This window comes from Enterobacter sp. 148H3, assembly GCF_034107425.1.
In the GTDB taxonomy this organism is placed as follows: Bacteria; Pseudomonadota; Gammaproteobacteria; order Enterobacterales; family Enterobacteriaceae; genus Enterobacter; species Enterobacter vonholyi.
Genome location: NZ_JAWNEI010000003.1, coordinates 316,614 through 336,952, shown reverse-complemented (window position 1 = coordinate 336,952; position 20,339 = coordinate 316,614). Strand labels below are relative to the sequence as shown.

At 55.4% G+C, this 20,339-nt stretch carries 28 protein-coding genes; 16 read left to right on the top strand and 12 right to left on the bottom strand.

Features of this window, described 5'->3' with window-relative positions:
• Positions 1–81: 81 nt before the first annotated feature.
• From USH94_RS06065 to USH94_RS06055, 3 genes are all read left to right on the top strand, one after another.
• Positions 82–1,197, top strand: a complete 1,116-nt coding sequence (locus USH94_RS06065) for an alkene reductase (protein ID WP_111964694.1) — start codon at positions 82–84, stop codon at positions 1,195–1,197.
• On the top strand, positions 1,194–1,913 hold the full coding sequence (locus USH94_RS06060; protein WP_111964693.1) for an SDR family oxidoreductase: 720 nt from the start codon (positions 1,194–1,196) through the stop codon (positions 1,911–1,913). Before USH94_RS06065 ends, USH94_RS06060 begins: the two co-directional genes overlap by 4 nt.
• A gap of 64 nt (positions 1,914–1,977) precedes the next feature.
• Positions 1,978–2,517, top strand: a complete 540-nt coding sequence (locus tag USH94_RS06055; protein ID WP_111964692.1) for an ester cyclase — start codon at positions 1,978–1,980, stop codon at positions 2,515–2,517.
• 39 nt (positions 2,518–2,556) lie between these two features.
• On the opposite strand, the gene USH94_RS06050 is transcribed toward USH94_RS06055, so the two are convergent.
• Complete coding sequence (locus USH94_RS06050) at positions 2,557–3,024, bottom strand: DUF1348 family protein (RefSeq protein ID WP_111964691.1); 468 nt, start codon at positions 3,022–3,024, stop codon at positions 2,557–2,559.
• Positions 3,025–3,127: 103 nt separating this feature from the next.
• Here USH94_RS06050 and USH94_RS06045 point away from each other — a divergent pair, with 103 nt between their 5' ends.
• On the top strand, positions 3,128–3,706 hold the full coding sequence (locus USH94_RS06045; RefSeq protein WP_111964690.1) for a TetR/AcrR family transcriptional regulator: 579 nt from the start codon (positions 3,128–3,130) through the stop codon (positions 3,704–3,706).
• Positions 3,707–3,755: 49 nt separating this feature from the next.
• On the opposite strand, the gene USH94_RS06040 is transcribed toward USH94_RS06045, so the two are convergent.
• A complete protein-coding gene (locus USH94_RS06040) occupies positions 3,756–4,535 on the bottom strand; it encodes an SDR family oxidoreductase (protein ID WP_049121983.1) in 780 nt (259 codons plus the stop codon).
• A 90-nt stretch (positions 4,536–4,625) separates the two neighbouring features.
• Between USH94_RS06040 and USH94_RS06035 the strand changes: the two genes are divergently transcribed.
• Positions 4,626–4,964 (top strand): winged helix-turn-helix transcriptional regulator, encoded by a 339-nt coding sequence (locus USH94_RS06035; RefSeq protein ID WP_039024312.1) that lies wholly within the window; start codon positions 4,626–4,628, stop codon positions 4,962–4,964.
• Between the two features lie 70 nt (positions 4,965–5,034).
• Complete coding sequence (locus tag USH94_RS06030) at positions 5,035–5,436, top strand: VOC family protein (protein WP_111964689.1); 402 nt, start codon at positions 5,035–5,037, stop codon at positions 5,434–5,436.
• A gap of 67 nt (positions 5,437–5,503) precedes the next feature.
• Here USH94_RS06030 and USH94_RS06025 read toward each other — a convergent pair whose 3' ends face one another.
• Both USH94_RS06025 and USH94_RS06020 read right to left on the bottom strand, forming a co-directional pair.
• The gene (locus tag USH94_RS06025; protein WP_111964688.1) at positions 5,504–6,292 is read right to left on the bottom strand and encodes a hypothetical protein; all 789 of its coding nucleotides are present in this window, start codon (positions 6,290–6,292) and stop codon (positions 5,504–5,506) included.
• Between the two features lies 1 nt (position 6,293).
• Positions 6,294–6,491 carry a hypothetical protein gene (locus tag USH94_RS06020; protein WP_023311615.1) on the bottom strand — a complete coding sequence of 66 codons (198 nt, stop codon included), beginning with the start codon at positions 6,489–6,491 and terminating at the stop codon, positions 6,294–6,296.
• Between the two features lie 257 nt (positions 6,492–6,748).
• On the opposite strand from USH94_RS06020, the gene USH94_RS06015 reads away from it, so the two are divergent.
• From USH94_RS06015 to USH94_RS05980, 8 genes are read left to right on the top strand one after another with little or no spacing between them, the layout of a single operon-like run.
• Positions 6,749–7,183, top strand: coding sequence for a nuclear transport factor 2 family protein (locus tag USH94_RS06015; RefSeq protein WP_111964687.1), 435 nt, complete (start codon positions 6,749–6,751; stop codon positions 7,181–7,183).
• Positions 7,180–7,899, top strand: coding sequence for an SDR family NAD(P)-dependent oxidoreductase (locus USH94_RS06010; RefSeq protein ID WP_111964686.1), 720 nt, complete (start codon positions 7,180–7,182; stop codon positions 7,897–7,899). Before USH94_RS06015 ends, USH94_RS06010 begins: the two co-directional genes overlap by 4 nt.
• Positions 7,896–9,155 carry an NAD(P)/FAD-dependent oxidoreductase gene (locus USH94_RS06005; RefSeq protein WP_111964685.1) on the top strand — a complete coding sequence of 420 codons (1,260 nt, stop codon included), beginning with the start codon at positions 7,896–7,898 and terminating at the stop codon, positions 9,153–9,155. The genes USH94_RS06010 and USH94_RS06005 overlap by 4 nt, the downstream gene beginning before the upstream one ends.
• Before the next feature lies 1 nt (position 9,156).
• Positions 9,157–9,879, top strand: coding sequence for a DUF1365 domain-containing protein (locus USH94_RS06000; protein ID WP_111964684.1), 723 nt, complete (start codon positions 9,157–9,159; stop codon positions 9,877–9,879).
• Positions 9,876–11,096 carry an SAM-dependent methyltransferase gene (locus USH94_RS05995; RefSeq protein ID WP_111964683.1) on the top strand — a complete coding sequence of 407 codons (1,221 nt, stop codon included), beginning with the start codon at positions 9,876–9,878 and terminating at the stop codon, positions 11,094–11,096. Before USH94_RS06000 ends, USH94_RS05995 begins: the two co-directional genes overlap by 4 nt.
• On the top strand, positions 11,093–11,578 hold the full coding sequence (locus USH94_RS05990) for a DUF2878 domain-containing protein (protein ID WP_111964682.1): 486 nt from the start codon (positions 11,093–11,095) through the stop codon (positions 11,576–11,578). The genes USH94_RS05995 and USH94_RS05990 overlap by 4 nt, the downstream gene beginning before the upstream one ends.
• Complete coding sequence (locus USH94_RS05985; RefSeq protein WP_111964681.1) at positions 11,575–12,099, top strand: hypothetical protein; 525 nt, start codon at positions 11,575–11,577, stop codon at positions 12,097–12,099. The genes USH94_RS05990 and USH94_RS05985 overlap by 4 nt, the downstream gene beginning before the upstream one ends.
• Positions 12,096–12,623 carry a DUF3833 domain-containing protein gene (locus USH94_RS05980; RefSeq protein ID WP_111964680.1) on the top strand — a complete coding sequence of 176 codons (528 nt, stop codon included), beginning with the start codon at positions 12,096–12,098 and terminating at the stop codon, positions 12,621–12,623. Before USH94_RS05985 ends, USH94_RS05980 begins: the two co-directional genes overlap by 4 nt.
• Positions 12,624–12,625: 2 nt before the next feature.
• Here USH94_RS05980 and USH94_RS05975 read toward each other — a convergent pair whose 3' ends face one another.
• Both USH94_RS05975 and USH94_RS05970 read right to left on the bottom strand, forming a co-directional pair.
• A complete protein-coding gene (locus tag USH94_RS05975) occupies positions 12,626–13,084 on the bottom strand; it encodes a DMT family transporter (protein ID WP_111964679.1) in 459 nt (152 codons plus the stop codon).
• A 3-nt stretch (positions 13,085–13,087) separates the two neighbouring features.
• Positions 13,088–13,522 carry a DMT family transporter gene (locus tag USH94_RS05970; protein WP_045910475.1) on the bottom strand — a complete coding sequence of 145 codons (435 nt, stop codon included), beginning with the start codon at positions 13,520–13,522 and terminating at the stop codon, positions 13,088–13,090.
• A gap of 95 nt (positions 13,523–13,617) precedes the next feature.
• Here USH94_RS05970 and USH94_RS05965 point away from each other — a divergent pair, with 95 nt between their 5' ends.
• Positions 13,618–14,550, top strand: a complete 933-nt coding sequence (locus tag USH94_RS05965) for a LysR family transcriptional regulator (RefSeq protein WP_111964678.1) — start codon at positions 13,618–13,620, stop codon at positions 14,548–14,550.
• Positions 14,551–14,554: 4 nt separating this feature from the next.
• Here USH94_RS05965 and USH94_RS05960 read toward each other — a convergent pair whose 3' ends face one another.
• The 4 genes from USH94_RS05960 to USH94_RS05945 form a co-directional block, all read right to left on the bottom strand.
• Complete coding sequence (locus USH94_RS05960; protein WP_111964677.1) at positions 14,555–15,583, bottom strand: methionine synthase; 1,029 nt, start codon at positions 15,581–15,583, stop codon at positions 14,555–14,557.
• Between the two features lie 23 nt (positions 15,584–15,606).
• Complete coding sequence (locus USH94_RS05955) at positions 15,607–16,581, bottom strand: DUF1852 domain-containing protein (protein WP_111964676.1); 975 nt, start codon at positions 16,579–16,581, stop codon at positions 15,607–15,609.
• A gap of 173 nt (positions 16,582–16,754) precedes the next feature.
• Positions 16,755–17,246 (bottom strand): Hcp family type VI secretion system effector, encoded by a 492-nt coding sequence (locus tag USH94_RS05950; RefSeq protein ID WP_111964675.1) that lies wholly within the window; start codon positions 17,244–17,246, stop codon positions 16,755–16,757.
• Between the two features lie 253 nt (positions 17,247–17,499).
• Positions 17,500–18,021, bottom strand: a complete 522-nt coding sequence (locus USH94_RS05945) for a DUF2778 domain-containing protein (RefSeq protein WP_111964673.1) — start codon at positions 18,019–18,021, stop codon at positions 17,500–17,502.
• 268 nt (positions 18,022–18,289) lie between these two features.
• Here USH94_RS05945 and USH94_RS05940 point away from each other — a divergent pair, with 268 nt between their 5' ends.
• Positions 18,290–18,829 (top strand): DUF2058 domain-containing protein, encoded by a 540-nt coding sequence (locus tag USH94_RS05940; protein WP_111964672.1) that lies wholly within the window; start codon positions 18,290–18,292, stop codon positions 18,827–18,829.
• A gap of 7 nt (positions 18,830–18,836) precedes the next feature.
• Here USH94_RS05940 and USH94_RS05935 read toward each other — a convergent pair whose 3' ends face one another.
• A complete protein-coding gene (locus tag USH94_RS05935) occupies positions 18,837–19,523 on the bottom strand; it encodes an RluA family pseudouridine synthase (RefSeq protein ID WP_111964671.1) in 687 nt (228 codons plus the stop codon).
• Between the two features lie 90 nt (positions 19,524–19,613).
• Positions 19,614–20,219: an FMN-dependent NADH-azoreductase gene (azoR, locus tag USH94_RS05930; RefSeq protein WP_008502313.1), complete on the bottom strand. Its 606-nt coding sequence runs from the start codon at positions 20,217–20,219 to the stop codon at positions 19,614–19,616.
• Positions 20,220–20,339 lie beyond the last annotated feature (120 nt).

Below are 20,339 nucleotides of genomic sequence, written 5' to 3'. Positions count from 1 at the left end.
AGTGCATCTACTTTTAGCGTAATTATCAAAATCAGATGCCGGCTGTAAAGTGATTTTATCCAAACCATAAGGGTTAAAATCATGCAACGTACCTCACTTTTTGAACGCTACAGGCTGGGTTCGCTGGACCTGAAAAATCGTATCGTCATGGCGCCGATGACCCGCGCGCGCTCCCTTCAGCCGGGAAATATCCCCTCCGCGCTGATGGCAGAGTATTACCGGCAGCGTGCCAGCGCGGGATTAATCATCACGGAAGCCACGCAGATTTCGCCTCAGGGCCAGGGATACTCATGGACACCCGGCATCCATTCGCCTGAACAGGTTTCGGGATGGCAACTCACGACGGGCGCCGTGCATCAGGCGGGCGGAGTGATTTTTTCGCAACTCTGGCACGTCGGGCGAATGTCGCACGCCAGTTTTCACCAGGATGGTCAGCCCGTCGCCCCGTCAGCGCTGGCCCCAGATGCGCAGGTGTGGGTGGTGAATGAGCGTGGGGAAGGCCAGATGGTTGACTGCCCGCAGCCGAGAACGCTCTCGCGCAAGGACATTCAGAACATCGTCGCGGACTATCGCCAGGCCGCTTTGAATGCCGTTCAGGCCGGGTTTGATGGTGTCGAGGTCCACGGCGGAAACGGGTATCTGATAGACCAGTTCCTGCGCCAAACCTCCAATAAACGCACGGATGAGTACGGCGGTACGCTGGTGAACCGCATCCGTTTTGCCCAGGAGGTGTTAAGCGCCATTGCCGAGGCCATTGGTCACGAGCGCACGGGCATCCGCCTTTCCCCATTTATTACCCAGCGCGGGATGAACGACCCGCAGGTCTCTGAAGCCATACTTGCGCTTGCGGCCTGGTGTGAACAAAAAGGTATTGCATTCATCCATCTGGCGGAAGCCGACTGGGATGATGCCCCTCAGGTACCCGAGCGTTTCCGTCAGTCCCTTCGCGAGACCTTCAGCGGAACTCTTATCGTCGCGGGTAACTATGACCTTGATAAAGCAGAAAAGATCCTTGCTGCCGGCTATGCCGATTTGATTGCCTTCGGCCGACCTTTTATTGCCAACCCCGATTTGCCCCACCGGCTGGCAAACCAGCTGCCTCTTGCCCAGGTGCGCGACCCCGCCACGCTGTTTGGCGGTACCGGCACGGGATATACCGATTACCCAACGTACGCTCTACAGGAGGAAACATTATGACCCGTAAAACTTTAATTATCGGCGGCGCTTCCGGCATCGGTTTCGCCGTGGGCAGCCTGCTTGCCGGGCGCGGTGAGGAGATTATTCTTGCCGGACGCGACAGCGCAAAACTGGACACCGCGCGACAGCGGCTGAGCGCCCACGCCGCGTCCGTTCACACCCTCGTGCTGGACATCAGCCGTGAGGAAGAGCTTGTTGCGCTCGGTGAAACGCTGGGCGAGGTCAATAATGTTGTCGTCACGGCGGGTTCACAGGCGCCGGGCGGGTTGCTTTCCGGACTGGATCTCCGTGCGGCAAGGCAGGCCTTTGATACAAAATTCTGGGGAAGCCTCAATGTCGCCCGCTATCTCAGCGGGAATATTGCCCCCCGCGGTACGTTGACGTTCACCAGCGGTTTCGTGGCGCGCCGCACCGTGGCGGGCTCCATCGTAAAAACAACGATGAATGCCGCCATTGAGGCTGCGACAAAAGTGCTGGCGAAAGAGCTTTCACCGCTGCGCGTCAACGTCGTCAGTCCGGGGCTGACCGACACGGAAGCGTATGCGGGGATGGACGCCGCCGCGCGGGAAAAAATGCTCGCCGGCGCGGCGGAAACCCTGCCAGCCAAGGCCTGGGGAAGGGCGGAGGACATCGCGCAGGGGTATCTTTTCGCCATTGATAATCCCTTTGTCACGGGATCGATTATTGATATTGAGGGCGGGGCGTTAATTAACTGACCCTCATTAATTTGATCCGCAGGGCATCGTCTGCGGGTGGCGTAATACTCTATTGAGAAACAACATGAAATATACGACGTGTTTTCGTCCCGCTATCGCGGCGCTTATTTTTGCTGGTCTGTCGGGCAATGCTATTTCCTCGCAGGGGAAATGGCTGCAGCCGAAACAGCTTATTGTGGACAACAGTCTGTCACAGGCACAATTAAAGGCGAATGAAGCTGCTGCCAGAAAATATGCCACGTTCTGGAACACCGGTAATGAAACTCTGGCGCGTGATGCCCTGGCAGTAAACTTTATTGATAAAACGCCCCCGGAAGGACGTAAGCAAGGTCCCGAGGGCGCTATTCTAGCTTCCAGGGCGTTTCGAACAGCCGTGCCTGATTTGCGTTGTGACGTTGAGCAAATGATTATTTCAGGCGATCGCGTGGTTTCGCATCTACATTTTCACGGCACCTTCACCGGGACATTTGGCAAGCTGAAAGGACAGGGGCAGAAAATAGATTTTATCGCCACCGATATTTATGAAGTCGCTGACGGTAAGATTGCGGCAAACTGGCACATTGAGGACAACCTGACGCTGATGAAACAGCTCGGCGCGCTGTAAAGTCACCACTCCGGGGCGGCCCGGAGTGGTGCGAAAATCCTATAAGCCAAGATCGCTCAGCGAAGGGTGATCGTCCGGGCGTCTGCCCAGCGGCCAGTGGAACAACCGCTCGGATTCTTTTATCGGCATATCGTTTACGCAGGCAAAGCGGCGCTTCATCAGGCCGTCCGGCTCGAACTCCCAGTTTTCATTGCCGTAAGAGCGGAACCAGTTGCCGGAATCATCATGCCATTCATAGGCATAGCGCACCGCGATCCGGTTATCCGTAAATGCCCAGAGCTCTTTAATCAGACGATACTCCAGCTCTTTTTTCCATTTCCGCTCCAGAAACGCCTGGGCTTCTTCACGGTTGGTGGCGAACTCTGCGCGGTTACGCCATTGGGTGTCCAGCGTATAGGCAAGCGCGACTTTCGCCGGATCGCGGCTGTTCCAGCCATCTTCTGCTAGCCTGACTTTTTCGATGGCGCTTTCACGAGTGAAGGGCGGTAAAGGAGGGCGTGTGTTCATGGCGATTACCTCAGTGTGATTTATGTAGACAGGTCTGTCTACTTGCGGTAATCTATGCCTGAAAAATAACGCTGTCAACACTCTTTTTGAGGCTGTCGAAAAAATGAAAACCGAACCTGCAGATAACGAGACAAAAATCAGCGTCAGAGATAAAATATTACTCACGGCGCACGATCTTTTTTATTCCACTGGATTCAGGGCGACGGGGGTGGACACGCTGATTAAAGCGTCAAAAGTTACTAAGGTGACGTTTTATCGCCATTTTCCGAGTAAGAGCTTGCTTATTCTCGCCTACTTACACTATCGACATGAAATATGGATTAACTGGTTTGAGGCCACGCTTCGTCGACATCTCGTGGACGGCCAAACGCCTGCAGACGCTCTATCGGCTACCCTTTATGAATGGTTTATTTCGCCCGAGTTCCACGGCTGCGCGTTTATTAATGCCAGCGCGGAAGCCAAATCCGAAGAGATTGAAAGCGAAATAAAAGAGATATGCCGCGATCATAAAATCGAAACAAAGAAGATTATTGCGTTGCTGATGAAGATTGCTGATGAGCGCGTCGTCAATGAAATCATGTTGCTCATTGACGGTGCCATTATTCATGCGCAAATGGGCATGGATACAGAAACGATAATAAATGCGTTAAAAAGGGTCTTAGCGGAACTGACCGGCCAGTGAGATTCCGGTGCTTAATCAACTCTTGCACCAAGTCGATTAAGCATCCGCGTTACACTGTTGGAATGGTGCCGCCATCAATCACAAATTCAGTACCTGTGATACTCGCAGCATGCGATGAAGCGAGGAAGACGATGAGGTTGGCAACCTCAATCGGGCGGGCAGGGCGTCCGAGCGGTATTCCACCTAACGCCTTCATAATGATCTGTTTGCCACCTTCGTAGTCTGTTCCTGCTTGCTTTGCCAGTCTCTCCGCAAGTGCCACCGCCGCTTCAGTTTCGATCCAGCCGGGGGCAACGCGCACCACCCGAACACCTTTCGGCGAGACTTCCTTTGAAAGACTTTTACTGTAGGTTGAGAGGGCTGCCTTAGCCGCCGCATAACCCGTTGTTGAATCCGGTAAAGGCAGTTCGCGCTGGATAGACGTCACGTGAATAATCACCCCATTTCCCTGCTCAAGCATTCCGGGAAGCAGGGCGCGATCTAAGCGTACTGCAGGTAACAAATTAAGATTGAGCTCCTGCTGCCACTCGTCTTCGCCAAGTGCAGCAAAACCGCCACCGGGTGAGGTTGAACCGCCTGCAACATGGATAATTACGTCGACACCTCCCATCTGTTCCTGCACTGCGGATGCGACTGAGGCACATCCAGCGACCGTAGTAAGATCAGCGGCTACGAAAGTATCCGCGATATTTACGTCTGGATCGTGGCGCGCCGTGGTAAATACCGTTGCACCGAGTTGTTTTAAAAGTCCGACGACTGCTTTGCCGAGCCCTTTCGTGCCAGCGGTAACAAGCACGCGCTTGCCTTTAAAATCAATATCTAATGACATGGACTTTCGCTCCCATTATTTACAGTACAGGTATATTTAACATAGACTGAGTAATTAACAAGTACGCACGAAAAAGTGAGTTACTAAATTATGAGTAAGTTATATAGTCCGGAATCTGCCGCAAGCGGCGTGGAGCAAGTATTACGGTTGCTGGAAGGGCGCTGGAAATTAATTATTCTTTTTCATCTTTTCGACGGAAAAGTGCAGCGCTATTCTGATTTCGAAAAATTGATCCCCGGTATTTCCCAAAAGATGCTGGCGCAGCAACTTCGACAACTCGAGTCCGACGGTATCGTTTCGCGGATGGTTTACCCTCAAGTGCCACCGAAAGTAGAGTATCGCCTCACCGATTGGGGGCAGGCATTATGTCCGGCGCTTGATGCCATGCTGAAATGGGCAGAAAAACGTGAGGCTTACGCAAACCTGTAAACCTGGCGGTCAGCACGCTTCAATGGAATAGCGTTATCCGTAACCCATTTGTGCAAAGGAAACGAAAAAAATGAGAACACAGAAACGATGCCTTGGCTGCGTAGCTATTGTGGTTGATGACTACGATCGCGCCATTGAGTACTACACAGATAAGCTGGGGTTTACCCTTGTAGAGGATACGCCGCAACCGGGGAAACGCTGGGTAGTCGTCTCACCCAACCCGGAAAGCGACTGTAATATCCTGCTGGCTCGTGCGTCTAACGAGAGGCAGGAAGGTTTTATCGGTAATCAATGCGGCGGCAGAGTTTTCCTGTTCCTTCAGACTGATGATTTTTGGCGCGATTACCAGGCCATGAAGGCAAAAGGCGTTCATTTCTGCGAAGAACCTCGTGAGGAAGAGTACGGTACGGTGGTGGTGTTTGAAGATATTTACGGCAACCGCTGGGATCTTTATCAGACTGCGCAACCGTGAATACCACCGCAAATGATGTGTCATTCGCCTTTTGTCCTGTACGCTTCCCAGCAGAGCGTACTCAAAATTATGGGGATATCTCTTTAGGGCCAGGGCTCTCGTCCCGCTGTGCCAGCGACAGCGCGCTGGCGCTGGCGGGATCGAACAGCGAGATGCTCTCAATCTGATTGAGTAAAATCACCTTGCGGAATGACATGGCGCTGCGGGGTTCAGAGTCGAGCGTAATGTCATGCTCCGCATACCACCTGCTGTAATTATTCTCGATGCGCAGGTTCATCGTCTTCGCATCCCGGTACCCGCTCAACATCGGGATCAGCACGATATTGGCCGTTTTTTCATATTCCAGAGTTGCGGTGTGGATCATGCCGACGTAAATCCGTCTCGAGCGGAGCGTGACCTGCGCCAGCTCGCCTTGTTCCATACACTGGTATAGCAGTTGTTCGATCCCGCTCGACTGCGCCAGACGTTTGTAGAGCTTTTTCCGGCTTTCGCCGTCCAGCCTGGCGCTGCCCGCCCAGTTAGAGCGGTAGAGGCAAAACAGGATGGCGAACGCCAGCATCACGACCACCGGCGCCTGAATGCCCAAAAAACTCCAGTTCATAAAGTCGATTTGCCAGTCGGTATATTTCGGTGAGGCAAAGTGAAAAGCGTTATTGGCGGCGGAAAGGGCGAGCAGCAGCAGCCAGAGCAGACCCGTGGCAATCACCCCCTGCAGAACGAAAATACAGCCGTACAGCGCCACAAGAAAATAGACGTCCCAGCCAAAGGAACGCTTGATTTTAAAGCGGGTCGACAGGTCGCGGCTGGTGTACCAGTACCCGCAGACCATCAGCACCATAAATATCGCCGTTCCCATATCAGGCCCTCTTCAGCATGTTGACGTGACGCAGAAAATCCTGCCGCACCTCGTTGCTTTTGTAGTTCACGGAGGCGTTTCCGTCCTGGTCGATAATGATGCGGTCGCCATCTTCGACGGCTTCAATAATTTCCTGCTGGCTCATCACCTGCAGTAAGGATTCCGGGCTGGAGAAAAGGGAGAGAAAGAAACGTTTCATGTCAGGCATCCTTATGAATAAAAAGGATAAGCCTGGAAGATGACCGCTGAATTTGCCTTAAGGATAACCTGAAAGTGAAAGCTGGGTGGCGGCTACGCCTTACCCGGCCTACAAAAACGCCAAATGATTGAGTTATCAAGTTCTTGATATTTATAAGTAATAAAAAATAAATTTGCACAAACTTGGACAAATAACGTTAATTGTGTAAGTTTTAAGTATGCGATTACGCCACGTTGTTTACAGCCAGGATGTGACCCATGAGCACTTTGCCCTCTGTCGTGAGTCGGTTTGTTGAGTACTACGCCGCACTGGATAGCCAGCCGCCGTCCGCGCTGGTCGGGCTTTACCATTCAAACGCCACGCTTGTCGATCCGTTCGGCGAGCATGACGGTATCTTTGCGCTCCAGCGCTATTTCACCCATCTGCTGGCCAACGTCGAGAACTGCCGTTTTTCTATCGATCCGCCGCTGTGCAGTGGGAACCGGTTTGTTGTCACCTGGGTGATGCACTGGTCGCATCCGCGCATTGCCGGAGGTGAGCCGCTCGATCTGCCGGGGTGCTCGGTGGTGGATACGGAAAACGATCTCATCACGCGCCAGCGCGACTACTACGATGCGGGAGAGATGATCTACGAGCATCTCCCTCTGCTGGGCTGGGCGGTACGCGGCGTGAAGCGGAGGGTTAAATCATGAAGACGGTGCTGATTACCGGCGCCAGCTCGGGCATTGGCGCCGGGCTGGCAAAATCCTTTGCCGCTGACGGCTACCATGTGATTGCCTGCGGGCGCGATCCGGCGCGTCTGGAAGCGCTGCATCAGACCTGCCCCAATCTCACCGTTCGTCTGTTCGATATGACGGACCGGGACGCCTGTCGCCAGGCGCTGACCGGCAGTTACGCCGATCTGATTATTCTCTGCGCCGGTACCTGCGAATATCTCGACCAGGGCGTGGTGGACGCGGCGCTGGTAGAGCGGGTCATGAACACTAATTTCCTCGGGCCGGTGAACTGCCTTGAGGCGCTACAGCCGCAGCTGGTTGCCGGTAACCGCGTGGTGCTGGTGAGCTCGATGGCCCACTGGCTTCCCTTCCCGCGTGCAGAGGCCTATGGCGCGTCCAAAGCCGCGCTGAGCTGGTTTGCCGAAAGCCTGCGCCTGGACTGGGAGCCAAAAGGGATCACTGTCACGGTGGTCTCGCCGGGCTTTGTCGATACGCCCCTGACGCAAAAAAACGATTTTGCCATGCCGGGCAGGGTGACCGTCGACGAGGCGGTGAAGGCGATCCGTATCGGTCTGGCGGCCGGGAAAATGCACATCGCGTTTCCGTCCGGGTTTGGCTTCATTTTGCGGCTGCTCTCCGGGCTGCCTGCGTTTCTACAGCGCGCGCTGCTGCGCAGGATGGTGCGTTCATGAACATTGCGATTATCGGCAGCGGCATTGCCGGGCTGACCTGCGCCTGGCGCCTGGCCGGGCATCATCAGGTGACCCTGTTTGAAGCGGGATCCACACCGGGCGGCCATACCGCAACGGTTGACGTGACGACGCCCCAGGGCACATACGCGATCGATACCGGTTTTATCGTTTACAACGACCGCACCTATCCGCGCTTTATGGGCCTGCTCAGCGAGCTGGGCATCAGCGGGCAAAAAACGCAGATGAGCTTTTCGGTACACAACCCCGAAACGGGGCTGGAGTACAACGGTCACACCCTGACGTCGCTGTTTGCCCAGCGCCGCAACCTGGTGAACCCGGCGTTCTGGCGTCTGCTCGGCGAGATCGTCCGCTTCAATCGTCTGGCAAAACAGGCGCTGGACGGGGTGGTGGACCCGAACGCCACGCTGCAGACGTTTCTGGACCAGCACGGCTTTACGCCGTTTTTTGCGCGCCACTATATTTTGCCGATGGGAGCCGCCATCTGGTCATCCTCTCTGCAGGAGATGAAGCGCTTCCCGCTGCCGCTTTTCTTACGTTTCTTCCAGAATCACGGGCTGCTGGATATCACCCATCGCCCGCAGTGGTACGTGGTGCCGGGCGGCTCGCGAGAGTATATCCGTGCGATGCTGGACAAATTAGGCGATCGGCTGACGCTGCATCTCAATTCACCGGTGCAGCGGGTGAGCCGCCACGAGCAAGGGGTTACGCTTCAGCTTGAAAACGGCAGCCATACTTTCGATCGGGTGATTTTTGCCTGCCACTCCGCCAGTGCTCTGGCGATGCTTGACGATCCCACCTCCGCAGAGCGCGAGGTGCTGGGCGATATTGGCTGGCAGCGCAACGAGGTCGTGTTGCACAGCGACCCGCGCTGGCTGCCGGTGCGGCCGCGCGCGTGGGCGAGCTGGAACTACCGCCTGAGCGCGCAGGAGCAGGCGAGCGCCTGTGTTACCTACAACATGAACATTCTGCAGGGGCTGCCTGCGGGCAGCCCGCTTTTCTGCGTCACCCTGAACCCTGACGTGCCGGTAGATGAACGCTTCGTTCTGCAACGCTTCGTTTATGAACATCCGCTGTTTAACCCGCAAAGCTGGCGGGCGCAGGCGCGGCGCGGCGAGATCAACGGTCATAACCGGAGCTGGTACTGCGGGGCCTACTGGTACAACGGTTTTCATGAGGATGGCGTGCGCAGCGCGCTGGACGTGGTCAATGCGATAGCGGCCGGAGAGGGGAACTAAGATGAACAGCTGCCTCTACCACGGCGTATTACGCCACCGCCGCCTCCAGCCGAAAAACCACGAATTCAGCTACAGCGTCTTTATGGCCTGGCTGGATCTCGATGAACTGCCGCTGCTGCCGTCCGTCGGCGTACGGCACAATCGCTTTGCCGCCACCTCGTTCCACGACTCGGACTATCCGCTCGGCACGCCGCTTAAAGAGAACGTGCTCAGCAGGCTGGAGAGCCTGACCGGAGAACGGCCGGACGGGCGGGTCATGCTCCTGACGCAGCTGCGCTATTTCGGCTTTCATTTCAATCCGGTCAACTTTTACTACTGCTATGACGAGAAGGAGACGCTGCGCTGGGTGCTGGCGGAGGTCCGCAACACGCCGTGGAATGAACGTCATTACTATGCCGTCAACGGACAGAATGCACAGCCCACGGAAAAAGCGTTTCACGTTTCCCCCTTCAACCCGATGGACATGATCTACCACTGGCGCTTCAACGATCCGGATAACACGCTGCATATGCACATTGAAAATCATCAGGAAGCGAAGGTGTTCGACGCCACGCTCGCCCTGCGCCGGGAGCCGCTGACCCGTCCGGCACTGCGCGCGCTGCTGCTGCGCATCCCGCTTATGACCCTGAAAACCGTTTTCGCCATTTACTGGCAGGCGCTGAGGCTGTGGCTCAAGCGCGTGCCGCTGTATAACCATCCCGTCAGCAGGAGTGAACGCTCATGACCGATCCCGTCTTTGCGTTAGAACCCGATATCCCGCGCAACGCCCGCCTCGCGCGATGGCTGCTGTTTCGTCTGTTAAGCGGCATCCGCGGTGGTTCGCTCACCCTGCGTGAAGGGGCGCAGACCTTCCATTTTGGCGAGACATCCTCCGCGCTGCACGCCGACGTACAAATCCTCACGCCCGGAGTATACTGGCGCGTCTTAACGGGCGGTAGCCTTGCTGCCGCAGAAGCCTGGATGGACGGCGAATGGGAAACCACCCATCTTACGCCGCTTCTGGAACTGCTGGCGCTCAACGGCGAGGTGCTTGGCCGTCTGGAAAACGGGTTCCGCCTGTTCGGCAGGCCGCTGGAGCGTCTGCGCCACTGGACGCGGCGTAACTCCCGCGCGCAGGCGCGTGAAAATATTGCCGCTCACTACGATCTGGGCAATACCTTCTATGCCCATTTTCTGGATAAAGAGCTGCTCTATTCCAGCGCCTTGTTTACGGAGGACGAGCAGGATCTGACGGCGGCCCAGCAGGCCAAAATGGCGCGCCTGTGTGACCAGTTAATGCTAGAACCGAATGACCACCTGCTGGAAATCGGTACCGGCTGGGGCGCGATGGCGGAATACGCGGCCCGTCATTATGGCTGTCGGGTGACTACCACCACGCTGTCACAGGAGCAATACGTCTGGGCGACCGAGCGAATTGCGCGCGCCGGACTGCAGGATCGGGTCGAGGTGCTGCTCTGCGACTATCGCGACCTCACCGGACAGTACGACAAGCTGGTCTCGATAGAGATGATTGAAGCCGTCGGGCAGCGCTATCTGCCCACGTTCTTCCGTACCTGCCAGGCGCGGCTGCGCCCGGGAGGACGGATGGCGATTCAGGCCATCACGATTCAGGACCAGCGCTATCGCGACTACAGCAAAAGCGTCGATTTTATCCAGCGCTACATCTTCCCCGGCGGCTTCCTGCCGAGCATCACCGCGATGAACGAGCTGATGACGCGCCACACCGATTTCGTGGTGCGCAATCTTTTCGACATGGGACCGGACTACGCCCGCACGCTGGCCCACTGGCGGCAGCGCTTTGTCCACGCCTGGCAGGATATTGAAAAGCTCGGCTTCGATGAACGGTTCCGCCGCATGTGGCTGTACTACTTTGGCTACTGCGAAGCCGGGTTTAACGCCCGCACCATCAGCGTGGTGCAGCTGACCGCCGAGCGCGTATGAAACGATATCTTCAGGTCTTTCTGCTGGCCGTCGCGTTCGATCTTTACTGGACGCTGGTGGTGCTCTTTCGCGAAAAGGGCCTGATTATCTGGCTCGCGCTGGCGGTTCTGGCGTGCCTGCTTTTGCCGTCTGTATACCGTTTTTACGCCATTGGGCTGGCCGCGGCGGGAAGTTTGCTGGATACGCTCTGGGCGCTGACGGGACTGATTGCCTTTACGGGCGACTCCCTGATGCCGCTATGGATGGTGGCATTGTGGCTGATGTTTGCCACCGTCTGGACGCAGCTTACGCGCACCACCACGTTGCCTGGCTGGCTGCTGACCCTGCTTGCCGCCGTGGGAGGTCCGGTAGCGTACCTGATTGGCGAGCGGCTGGGTGCCATCACGTTTCTGGAGCCAACCTTTATCGTCGTCAGCTGGATGGCGCCGGGGTGGCTGGTATTGATGCTGTTTTTCCACCTGCTGATGGGGAGACAAAAATGAGAGCTGCATTTTTGCTGCTTTGTCTGACGCTGGTTGTTCCTGTTGCCCAGGCCGCCGACTGGCTGGCGTGGCGGAAGGTGGGCGACGCCACGCTTACCTGGGGGCCGTTCACGGTCTATACCTCCCAGTTGCGTACTCCGGATGGGCGTTACGGTCGGGAGGACCAGGATCAGGCGCTGATTATTACCTATGCGCGCGACATCGATCGCGATGAACTGGTCGAGGCGACCCGCGACCAGTGGCAGGCGCAGGGTATCCTGGCGCAGGAAGCGCAAAGCGAAGCCTGGCTGCGGATGCTCCAGGCGCTGTGGCCTGATGTCCGACAGGGCTCACAGCTGGCGTTTGTTCTCAACGATAAGCAGGGGCAGTTCTGGTATCGCGATCCGACCCTTCAGAAAACCTTTATTCCCCTGGGACCACGCCAGTCAGAAGCGTTCAGCACCCGCTTTCTGGCCATCTGGCTCGATCCCCGCACGCAATACCCTAAACTGCGTCAGCAGTTAATCGGAGGCCAAAAATGAAACGTTTCCTGATGATGGCGCTGGCATTGACGATGCTTCTGGCGGGCTGTAGCACGGAGGTGACCGAGTACCGCCAGCAGCAGCCGCGGCTGGATATCTTCCACTACTTCCAGGGTAAAACTGAAGCGTGGGGGATGGTGCAGGATCGCAGCGGCAAGCAGATCCGTCGCTTTCACGTTGAGATTGCCGGGGATGTGATTGGCGATACGCTGACGCTCAACGAGCACTTCGTTTATGACGACGGTGAGAAGCAGCAACGGGTCTGGCATATCCGGCGCCTGGGGAACGATCGCTACGAGGGCACGGCGGGGGATATCGAAGGGGTGGCGACGGGGCAGGCCGCAGGCAACGCGTTCAACTGGCATTACAGCATGAACGTGAAGGCCAACGGCAGCACCTGGCTACTGAACTTTGACGACTGGATGTACCTGCAGGATGAGAACCATCTGTTTAATAAAACCGAGATGAAGAAGCTGGGCGTCACCGTCGCCACGGTAACGCTGTTCTTTACCCGTAAGACATGAGTCTAGTCGCGGGTGCTGTGAATTTTACTGCTCGAGTAGATGAACCAGAGAGCAATCCCCAGGCAGACTACCGCCCCCAGACGGCTCGGCGAAAAGGGAATAGCGGCATTACCGAGCCAGCCAAAGTTATCAATCAACATGCTCATGGTGAGCTGGCCGAATATGACCGCCACCGTGGCGACGGCGGTGCCGATGCGCTGCACCGCCACGACCATAATCACAATATAAGGCACGCCAAACATTGCCCCGAGAAGCTGCCATTTCGGCACGTCCAGCAGGCTGACGGCCTGCTTAGGCTCAAAGAAGAAAATCAGCAGGGCGGTCACCAGCGCGCCGACGGAGAAGGTCAGAAACGCGCTTTTAAATACCCCCACGCTGCTGCCGAGCTGGCCGTTAATGGCGGCCTGAATGCTCAGCGTTGCGCCGCCGCAGACGGCCAGAAGAATCATAATCAGTGTCATACGTTACCCCTGTGCGACCAGAACCAGTGCTGCAATAATGAACCCCAGTGCAATAATGCGCTTTGCGTTTATCTTCCTGTGCGGCGAACCCAGCAGACCATAGTGGTCAATGATCAGGCTTTTAAAGACCTGGCCGGCCAGAATGCCAATCATCGTCATGGCGATGCCGATGGTGGGTGTCGCCACGGTCAGGATGACCACGTATACCGGACCGAGCACGCCGCCGAGCAGCTGCCAGCCGGGCTGTGCGAAAAACGACGGGCTGTTGCGCGGGCTGAAAAACAGCATCAGCAGAAACGTTAGCGCGGCACCGACGCCAAAAATACTGAACGTCGCCCATAAATCCCCGACCTTTCCACCCAGCGGTCCCAGCAGCCCCGCCTCGACGGAGAGGCCCATCCCGCCAGCAATCACCAGTAAAATCAAAACAAACTGCATTTTTCTTCCTCCCTTTTCAGGCGAAGAAGATTACGTGGGTTGTTCAATGAGAAAAATGCCATAATGCAGTAAACACCTTTGCGAGAAATGCATTAATGGTTGACGCCAGCAACATTAACATCCGCGCGCTGCTGATCTTTATCGACGTGTATGAAGCGCAGAACTTCTCCGTCGTGGCGCGGCGGCAGGGGATATCGGCCTCGCAGATATCGCGCGTGATCCACCAGCTTGAGGATGCGCTCGGGCAGCAGCTTTTCTATCGCAATACGCGGGCCGTCATTCCCACGGAAAGCGGTCATCTGTTTATTCGCTACGCCCGGTCAATGGCGGAAAACCTGGAAGAGGCGCGCCGGGAGCTGGACGCGCGTGCGGTGGAACCGTCCGGTGCGATCCGCATTAACGGACCGGTGTTTTTCGGCCAGAAGCACATTGCGCCCGGCCTTCCCGGCCTGTCGGAACGCTATCCCCGCCTGAGCGTAGAGCTGACGCTGACCGATGATTTTATCGACCCGCACCGGGATGCCGCCGACGTTATCTTCCGGATTGGCGTGCTAACGGACTCATCTTTTCACGCGCGGGTGTTCGGGCAGCAGGTGTATCATCTTGCGGCGTCGCCTGGCTACGTGCGCCGACACGGTGCGCCTGAAGGGCCGGACGATCTGAATCGCCATCACTGTCTGGTCTATCGCGGATCGTCAGGGCCTAACCGCTGGCTGTTGCGCAGGGCGGGCGAGGCGTGGACGCATTATCCCGTGACGCCATTGATGACCTCGAATAATGCGGAAGCGCTGCTGGCTGCGGCGCGGGGCGGGATGGGGATCGTGCTGTTCCCGGACTGGCTGGTGAGCGAGCCGCTCCAGCGCGGTGAGCTGATTCCGCTCCTGCCCGCGCTGGAGTGTGCCATCAATACGGAACAGCAGGCGATCGCGGCGATCTACCCTGATGCCCGACATCCGCCCCTGAACGTCAGGGCGGTAATTGATTATTACGTTGAGCGTTTTGGTACGCCGCTTTACTGGCAAACGTAAGGGATTACGCGCCAAGCTCTTTGCGGATAATCTCTGCGCCAGCGCTGAGTGCTCTCAGCTTGCCGTTAGCAACCTGACGGGAGAGGGGAGCCATGCCGCAGTTGGTTGACGGATAAAGCTTGTCCGCATCGACAAACTGCAGCGCTTTTCGCAGCGTATCGGCCACTTCCTCCGGCGTTTCAACCGTGTTGGTTGCTACGTCAATCGCGCCGACCATCACTTTTTTACCTCGGATCAGCTCCAGCAGATCCATCGGCACGCGGGAGTTGTGGCACTCCAGGGAGATGATGTCGATGTTAGAGGTCTGCAGCTTAGGGAAGGCCTCTTCGTACTGGCGCCACTCGGATCCGAGCGTCTTTTTCCAGTCGGTATTGGCCTTGATGCCGTAGCCGTAGCAGATGTGGACCGCGGTCTCGCACTTCAGCCCTTCGATGGCGCGCTCCAGCGCGGCGATGCCCCAGTCGTTGACCTCGTCAAAAAAGACGTTAAACGCCGGTTCGTCGAACTGGATAATATCCACGCCCGCGGCCTCTAATTCGCGCGCTTCCTGGTTGAGGATTTTGGCGAATTCCCAGGCCAACTTTTCGCGGCTTTTATAGTGCGCGTCGTAAAGGGTGTCGATCATGGTCATCGGCCCCGGCAGGGCCCATTTGATCGGCTTGTCCGTAAGCTGGCGCAGGTACCTGGCATCGTCGACGAAGACCGGTTTCTGGCGCGCAACCGCAGAAACTACGGTCGGCACGCTGGCGTCATAGCGGTTACGAATGCGCACCGTCTGGCGGTTCTCAAAATCCACGCCGCTCAGGTGTTCAATAAAGGTGGTGACGAAGTGCTGGCGGGTCTGTTCCCCGTCGCTGACGATATCGATTCCCGCACGGATCTGCTCATCCAGAGACAGGCGCAGCGCATCCTGCTTGCCCGCCAGCAGTTCCTGATCCTGTAATTTCCAGGGTGACCACAGCGTTTCAGGTTGCGCAAGCCAGGTCGGCTTTGGCAGGCTGCCAGCGGTAGAAGTCGGGAGCAATGTTTTCATAATAAAAGACCTTTTTTAATGTATTAAAGCGTGTAGTTATCAGACCACTGCTCAAGAATGTGTTTGTAAGGCTTAATAAAGTATTCTTCGGTAAATCGACCCTGTTCAATCGCCAGACGGCTTCGCTCTTCCCGGTCATACACAATTTTGGTTAAGGAGTGATCCTGCTGGTTCAGATCCGGTCGGTAGCACAGCCCGGCCGCCGAGTTGGCGTTATAAATCTCCGGGCGATAGATCTTCTGGAACGTCTCCATCGTGCTGATGGTGGCAATCAGTTCGAGATCGGAGTAATCACTCAGCAAATCCCCGGTGAAGAAGAAGGCGAACGGCGCCACGCTGTGTTCCGGCATAAAGTAGCGCACGCTCAGGCCCATCTTCGCGAAGTACTGCTCCGTTAGCGACTCGCCGTCCGGCTGATACTCCACGCCCAGCACGGGGTGCTGGTTGCCGGTGCGGCGATAGGTATCTTTGCTGGATACGCTCAGGCAAATCACCGGTCCTTTTGTGAAGTTCTCTTTGTATTCCGGTGAACTCACAAAATGGCGGAAAATATTACCGTGCAGTTCGCCAAACTTTTCCGGAATGCTGAAGTGCTGCTGGTTCTTGTTGTGCTCCAGCAGCAGGACGCTGAAATCATAATCCCGCACGTAAGACGAGAAGTTATTCCCGACGATGCCAGGGATGCGCAGATTGTTTTTCTTGTCGACAATAGTGGTTTGCAGTATCTCAATAGCCGGGAACGGCTTTTCCGCGCCAATGTTCAAATCGACAGAGATGATTTCAAGCTCAACCGCATAGCGATCGGCGTTTGGGTTATCCCAGCGCGCCAGAGCGTTGAAGCGGTTGTTTATCATCACCAGCGTATTGCGCAAGTTTTCCTGACGTTTTTCCCCGCGCGCCAGGTTGGCAAAGTTGGTGGTCGTACGCGTATTTTCAGACGGGTTGTAATTCTCATCGAAGCAACTGCGCTTAAGGGTATATGTGAAAGCTTTGCTCATTGTGGTTATGTATCCTAAGTTCATGTTGCTAAGAAGTTACCAATGCATAATTTATGCCTGAGCCCGCGGCGCAGGGGAAGTGACTTAATTTCACTGCAACATGAGGGAAGTTCATGAACAGGATTGCGCAAAGGCTGGCATAGTAAGAATAAGGGGCATCGCGCCCCTTAGCGTTATGCTGTAGGACGTTCGTTCCAGGCGTCACTGTGCATGATGTTGCCATCGACAATGCGCCAGGTGATTTTTTCGTACTGCAGACTTACGCTTTCAACATGGTTTATTTTATCGTTAGAAGCGATCTTCACGTTCGGCACGCTGCAGTTAACACCAGTAACCTTTAGGTTCTCCATCAACACGGTGTAATAACAGACTTCCTGTCCGGCATCATTAATATGATAGAACTTGATTTCAGCGCTTTTAAGCGCCTGACCGGTAGATGCTGCTTTATAGAGATAGGGCGTGGAGCTATCAACCTCCTTTTCAATCCGCATGGATGAGTGTTGTCGCGTGCCGGTGATCTTGCCGTTAGCGCTGTCTACCGGTAGGTTAAGGCCATGACTCAGCCCTATGATCTCAATGCTACCTTCACGGTCCTGAACATCAACGGAACCTTTAATATCTGCTCCACCATCGTCTTTTAGCCACATGTAGGGAGGAATTGGCATTCTTTATTTCCTTGTTTTATTGAGTAGCAGTGTTGTTAAGCGATAAATAATAGTCGCGAGGGTCAGTACAATTAAAATATCGATATTGGCATATGTGTCATATATTGTTTCAGCATTCACGTCGCCATAAATAAAATCACATATAAATGAGGCCACGTCATGATCAAGATAGCGTTCAGCGGGCCCCAATATGCGGCCTACTATAATGCTGATGCATAGAAACCAGACCGTTTTGAATAGCCTGATGCCCCATTTACGGACAAGTGTTGGTGTAGCCACTTTCAATCACCTCAACCCAGCCGCGTGCCATCAGTGAACGCATACAGGGAACCTGAATAAGGTCCGTACTCATCAGAGCATTGCGGATCAATGCGTAATCAGAATCATGGGCAATCGTGATACATCCCTCAGATAGCGTACCCGGATGCAGCCGAAATAAACCCCGATAGACGTTATCAATCCAGGTGCCATCATCGATTCCCCAGTCATCCTTGTATAAAGCAAACCACTCATCGCGGCCAAATTCTGCCCCGGATCTAACCTTGTTCCACCGATCCTGAACCTTCGCTTTTAACCCTGAAAAGAAACCTCCAGTCCCTCTGTCAACAATCCAGTATTTCCCTGGAGGAATTGGACCTGAGCCTTTAACAGCACCACATAATCCATTGTTTCTGTAAATTCCCTGCCCGGAATGCGCCATAAACACGCCAACGCCGTGCAGGTTAAAAGGCGCATAGTCAGCACCGTTAAGCAGCATTGTTCCTTTTAAGGCCATATTTTCTCCTTAGTCTTTTAATTAGACAAAGGCAGCCTACGCCTGATGTGGGTACAGATATTCAACTCACATCATATTTCTGCGCTGCTAATTTTTTTTAAGATAATGACCTGACAATTTTTAATCTCTTTTGCGGCTGTAACGTTAGTAAACGCTGAATAAATAATAAACAAGGGTCAGGCAACAAAACGCCATGCCTACTTCTCTGGCACACGCTCCGCAATTCCCGCTATAATCCCCAAAATTTCCAACCGGTTTAGAAACAATCATGACAAAACTCACCTTACAAGAGCAGATGCTGAAAGCGGGCCTGGTCAGCAGCAAGAAAGCGGCGAAAGTGCAGCGCACGGCAAAGAAATCACGCGTTCAGGCGCGTGAGGCTCGGGAAGCGGTAGAAGAGAACAAGAAGGCGCAGATCGAGCGTGACAAACTGCTGAGCGAGCAGCAGAAGCAGGCCGTGATGGCGAAAGAGTTTAAGGCGCAGGTGAAGCAGCTGATTGAGATGAACCGCATCACCGTGGCGAAAGGCAACATCACCTTTAACTTCACCGACGGTAATCTGATCAAAAAAATCGAAGTCGACAAGCAAACCCAGGCTCAGCTGATCAACGGTCGTCTGGCGATTGCCCGTCTGGTGATTAACGCCAGCGGCGACTGCGAATACGCGATTATCCCGGCGGTGGTGGCCGATAAAATTGCCCAGCGCGATGCCGACAGCATCGTGTTAAACAGCGCGCTCAGCCAGGAAGAGCAGGACGAAGACGATCCGTACGCTGACTTCAAAATCCCTGACGATTTGATGTGGTAAAACGCGTTCAGAACGGGGCGGCGTGACGGGCGTTAACCGGCTCTCCGCTCATGGGATGAATAAAATTCAGCTCGCTGGCATGCAGCATCAGCCGGGGCGTTCCTTCAGCGCCCGGTACGTCAAGACCACCATACAGATCGCAGCCCAGAATCGGGTGCCCCAGCCGCTGGCAGTGAATACGCAGCTGATGGGTTCGCCCGGTCTCCGGAGTAAGTTCAACCCGCGTTAACGGCAGTCCCGTCTCCTGATAAAACCGTTCCACCACCCGATAGCGGGAGCGGGCGGGTTTCCCGGTGATGGCGCAGATCGACATCAGCGGGAACAGCGCCGGGTCTTTGGCAATCGGCGCATCGATTACACCTTCGTCATTTTCCACATGTCCGCAAAGCAGGGCGCTGTAGACTTTCTCCACGCTACGCTGGCTGAACTGCTGGCACAGTGCCGCGTTGATGGCCTTATTGCGCGCAACCACCATCAGCCCGGACGTGCCGAAGTCCAGGCGGTGTACCAGCGTGCAGCCGGGGAAGCTCTGGACCAGACGATAGTGAACGGAATCAAGGTTTTGCGGATTTTTGCCCGAGAGGCTGAGCAGGCCGGAAGGCTTATCGATCAGCAGCAGATGTTCATCCTGCCAGAGGATCTGAATGTCATCGTGACACGGTGGGGCAATAAAAGAATCAATGATCGCAGACATCAGGCCGCCCGGCTGGAGAGTGGGAGCGGATGATAACGAAATGCGGGAGAAAAGAAAAACCCTCCCACCGGGCGGTGAGAGGGTGAAGTCTTACGCTGCAACCAGGCTGTCGATAGCGGCTTTCGCGTCGGTCTGCGCTTTGGTCGCCACTTCAGGACCGTAGGCGATGCCTTCAGCGAACACGAAGTTCACGTCAGTGATGCCGATGAAGCCCAGGAACAGGCTCAGGTACGGCGCAACCAGGTCGGTTGGGGTGTCTTTATGGATGCCGCCACGGCTGGTCAGTACGATCGCACGTTTGCCTTTCACCAGACCTTCAGGGCCATTCTCGGTGTAACGGAAGGTTACGCCAGCGCGTGCCACCAGGTCGAAGTAGTTCTTCAGCTGGGTAGGGATGTTGAAGTTGTACATCGGGGCGTTGATGACGATAACGTCGTGCGCCTGCAGCTCGGCAATCAGCTCGTCAGAGAGCGCCAGGGCTTCCTGCTGACGTGGGCTCAGCGGTGCATCGCTTGGGCGCAGCGCGCCAACCAGCTCGCCATCCAGCACAGGAATTGGGTTTGCAGCCAGGTCACGCACGGTGATTTCGTCAGCAGAATGCTGTTCACGCCACTGTTCAACGAAGTAATCAGACAGCTGACCAGACTGAGAGTACCCTGCCAGAATACTGGATTTCAAAACTAATACTTTGCTCATGGGTGATTCCTGTTTTTGCATTTGATTGAAGGGGGTTGCCCCGTTGCTTGTTGACACTCTATTCACAATCCTGCCATAGAGATAGCGCAATATATCGAAGCCTATGTTCGAATTTTTTGA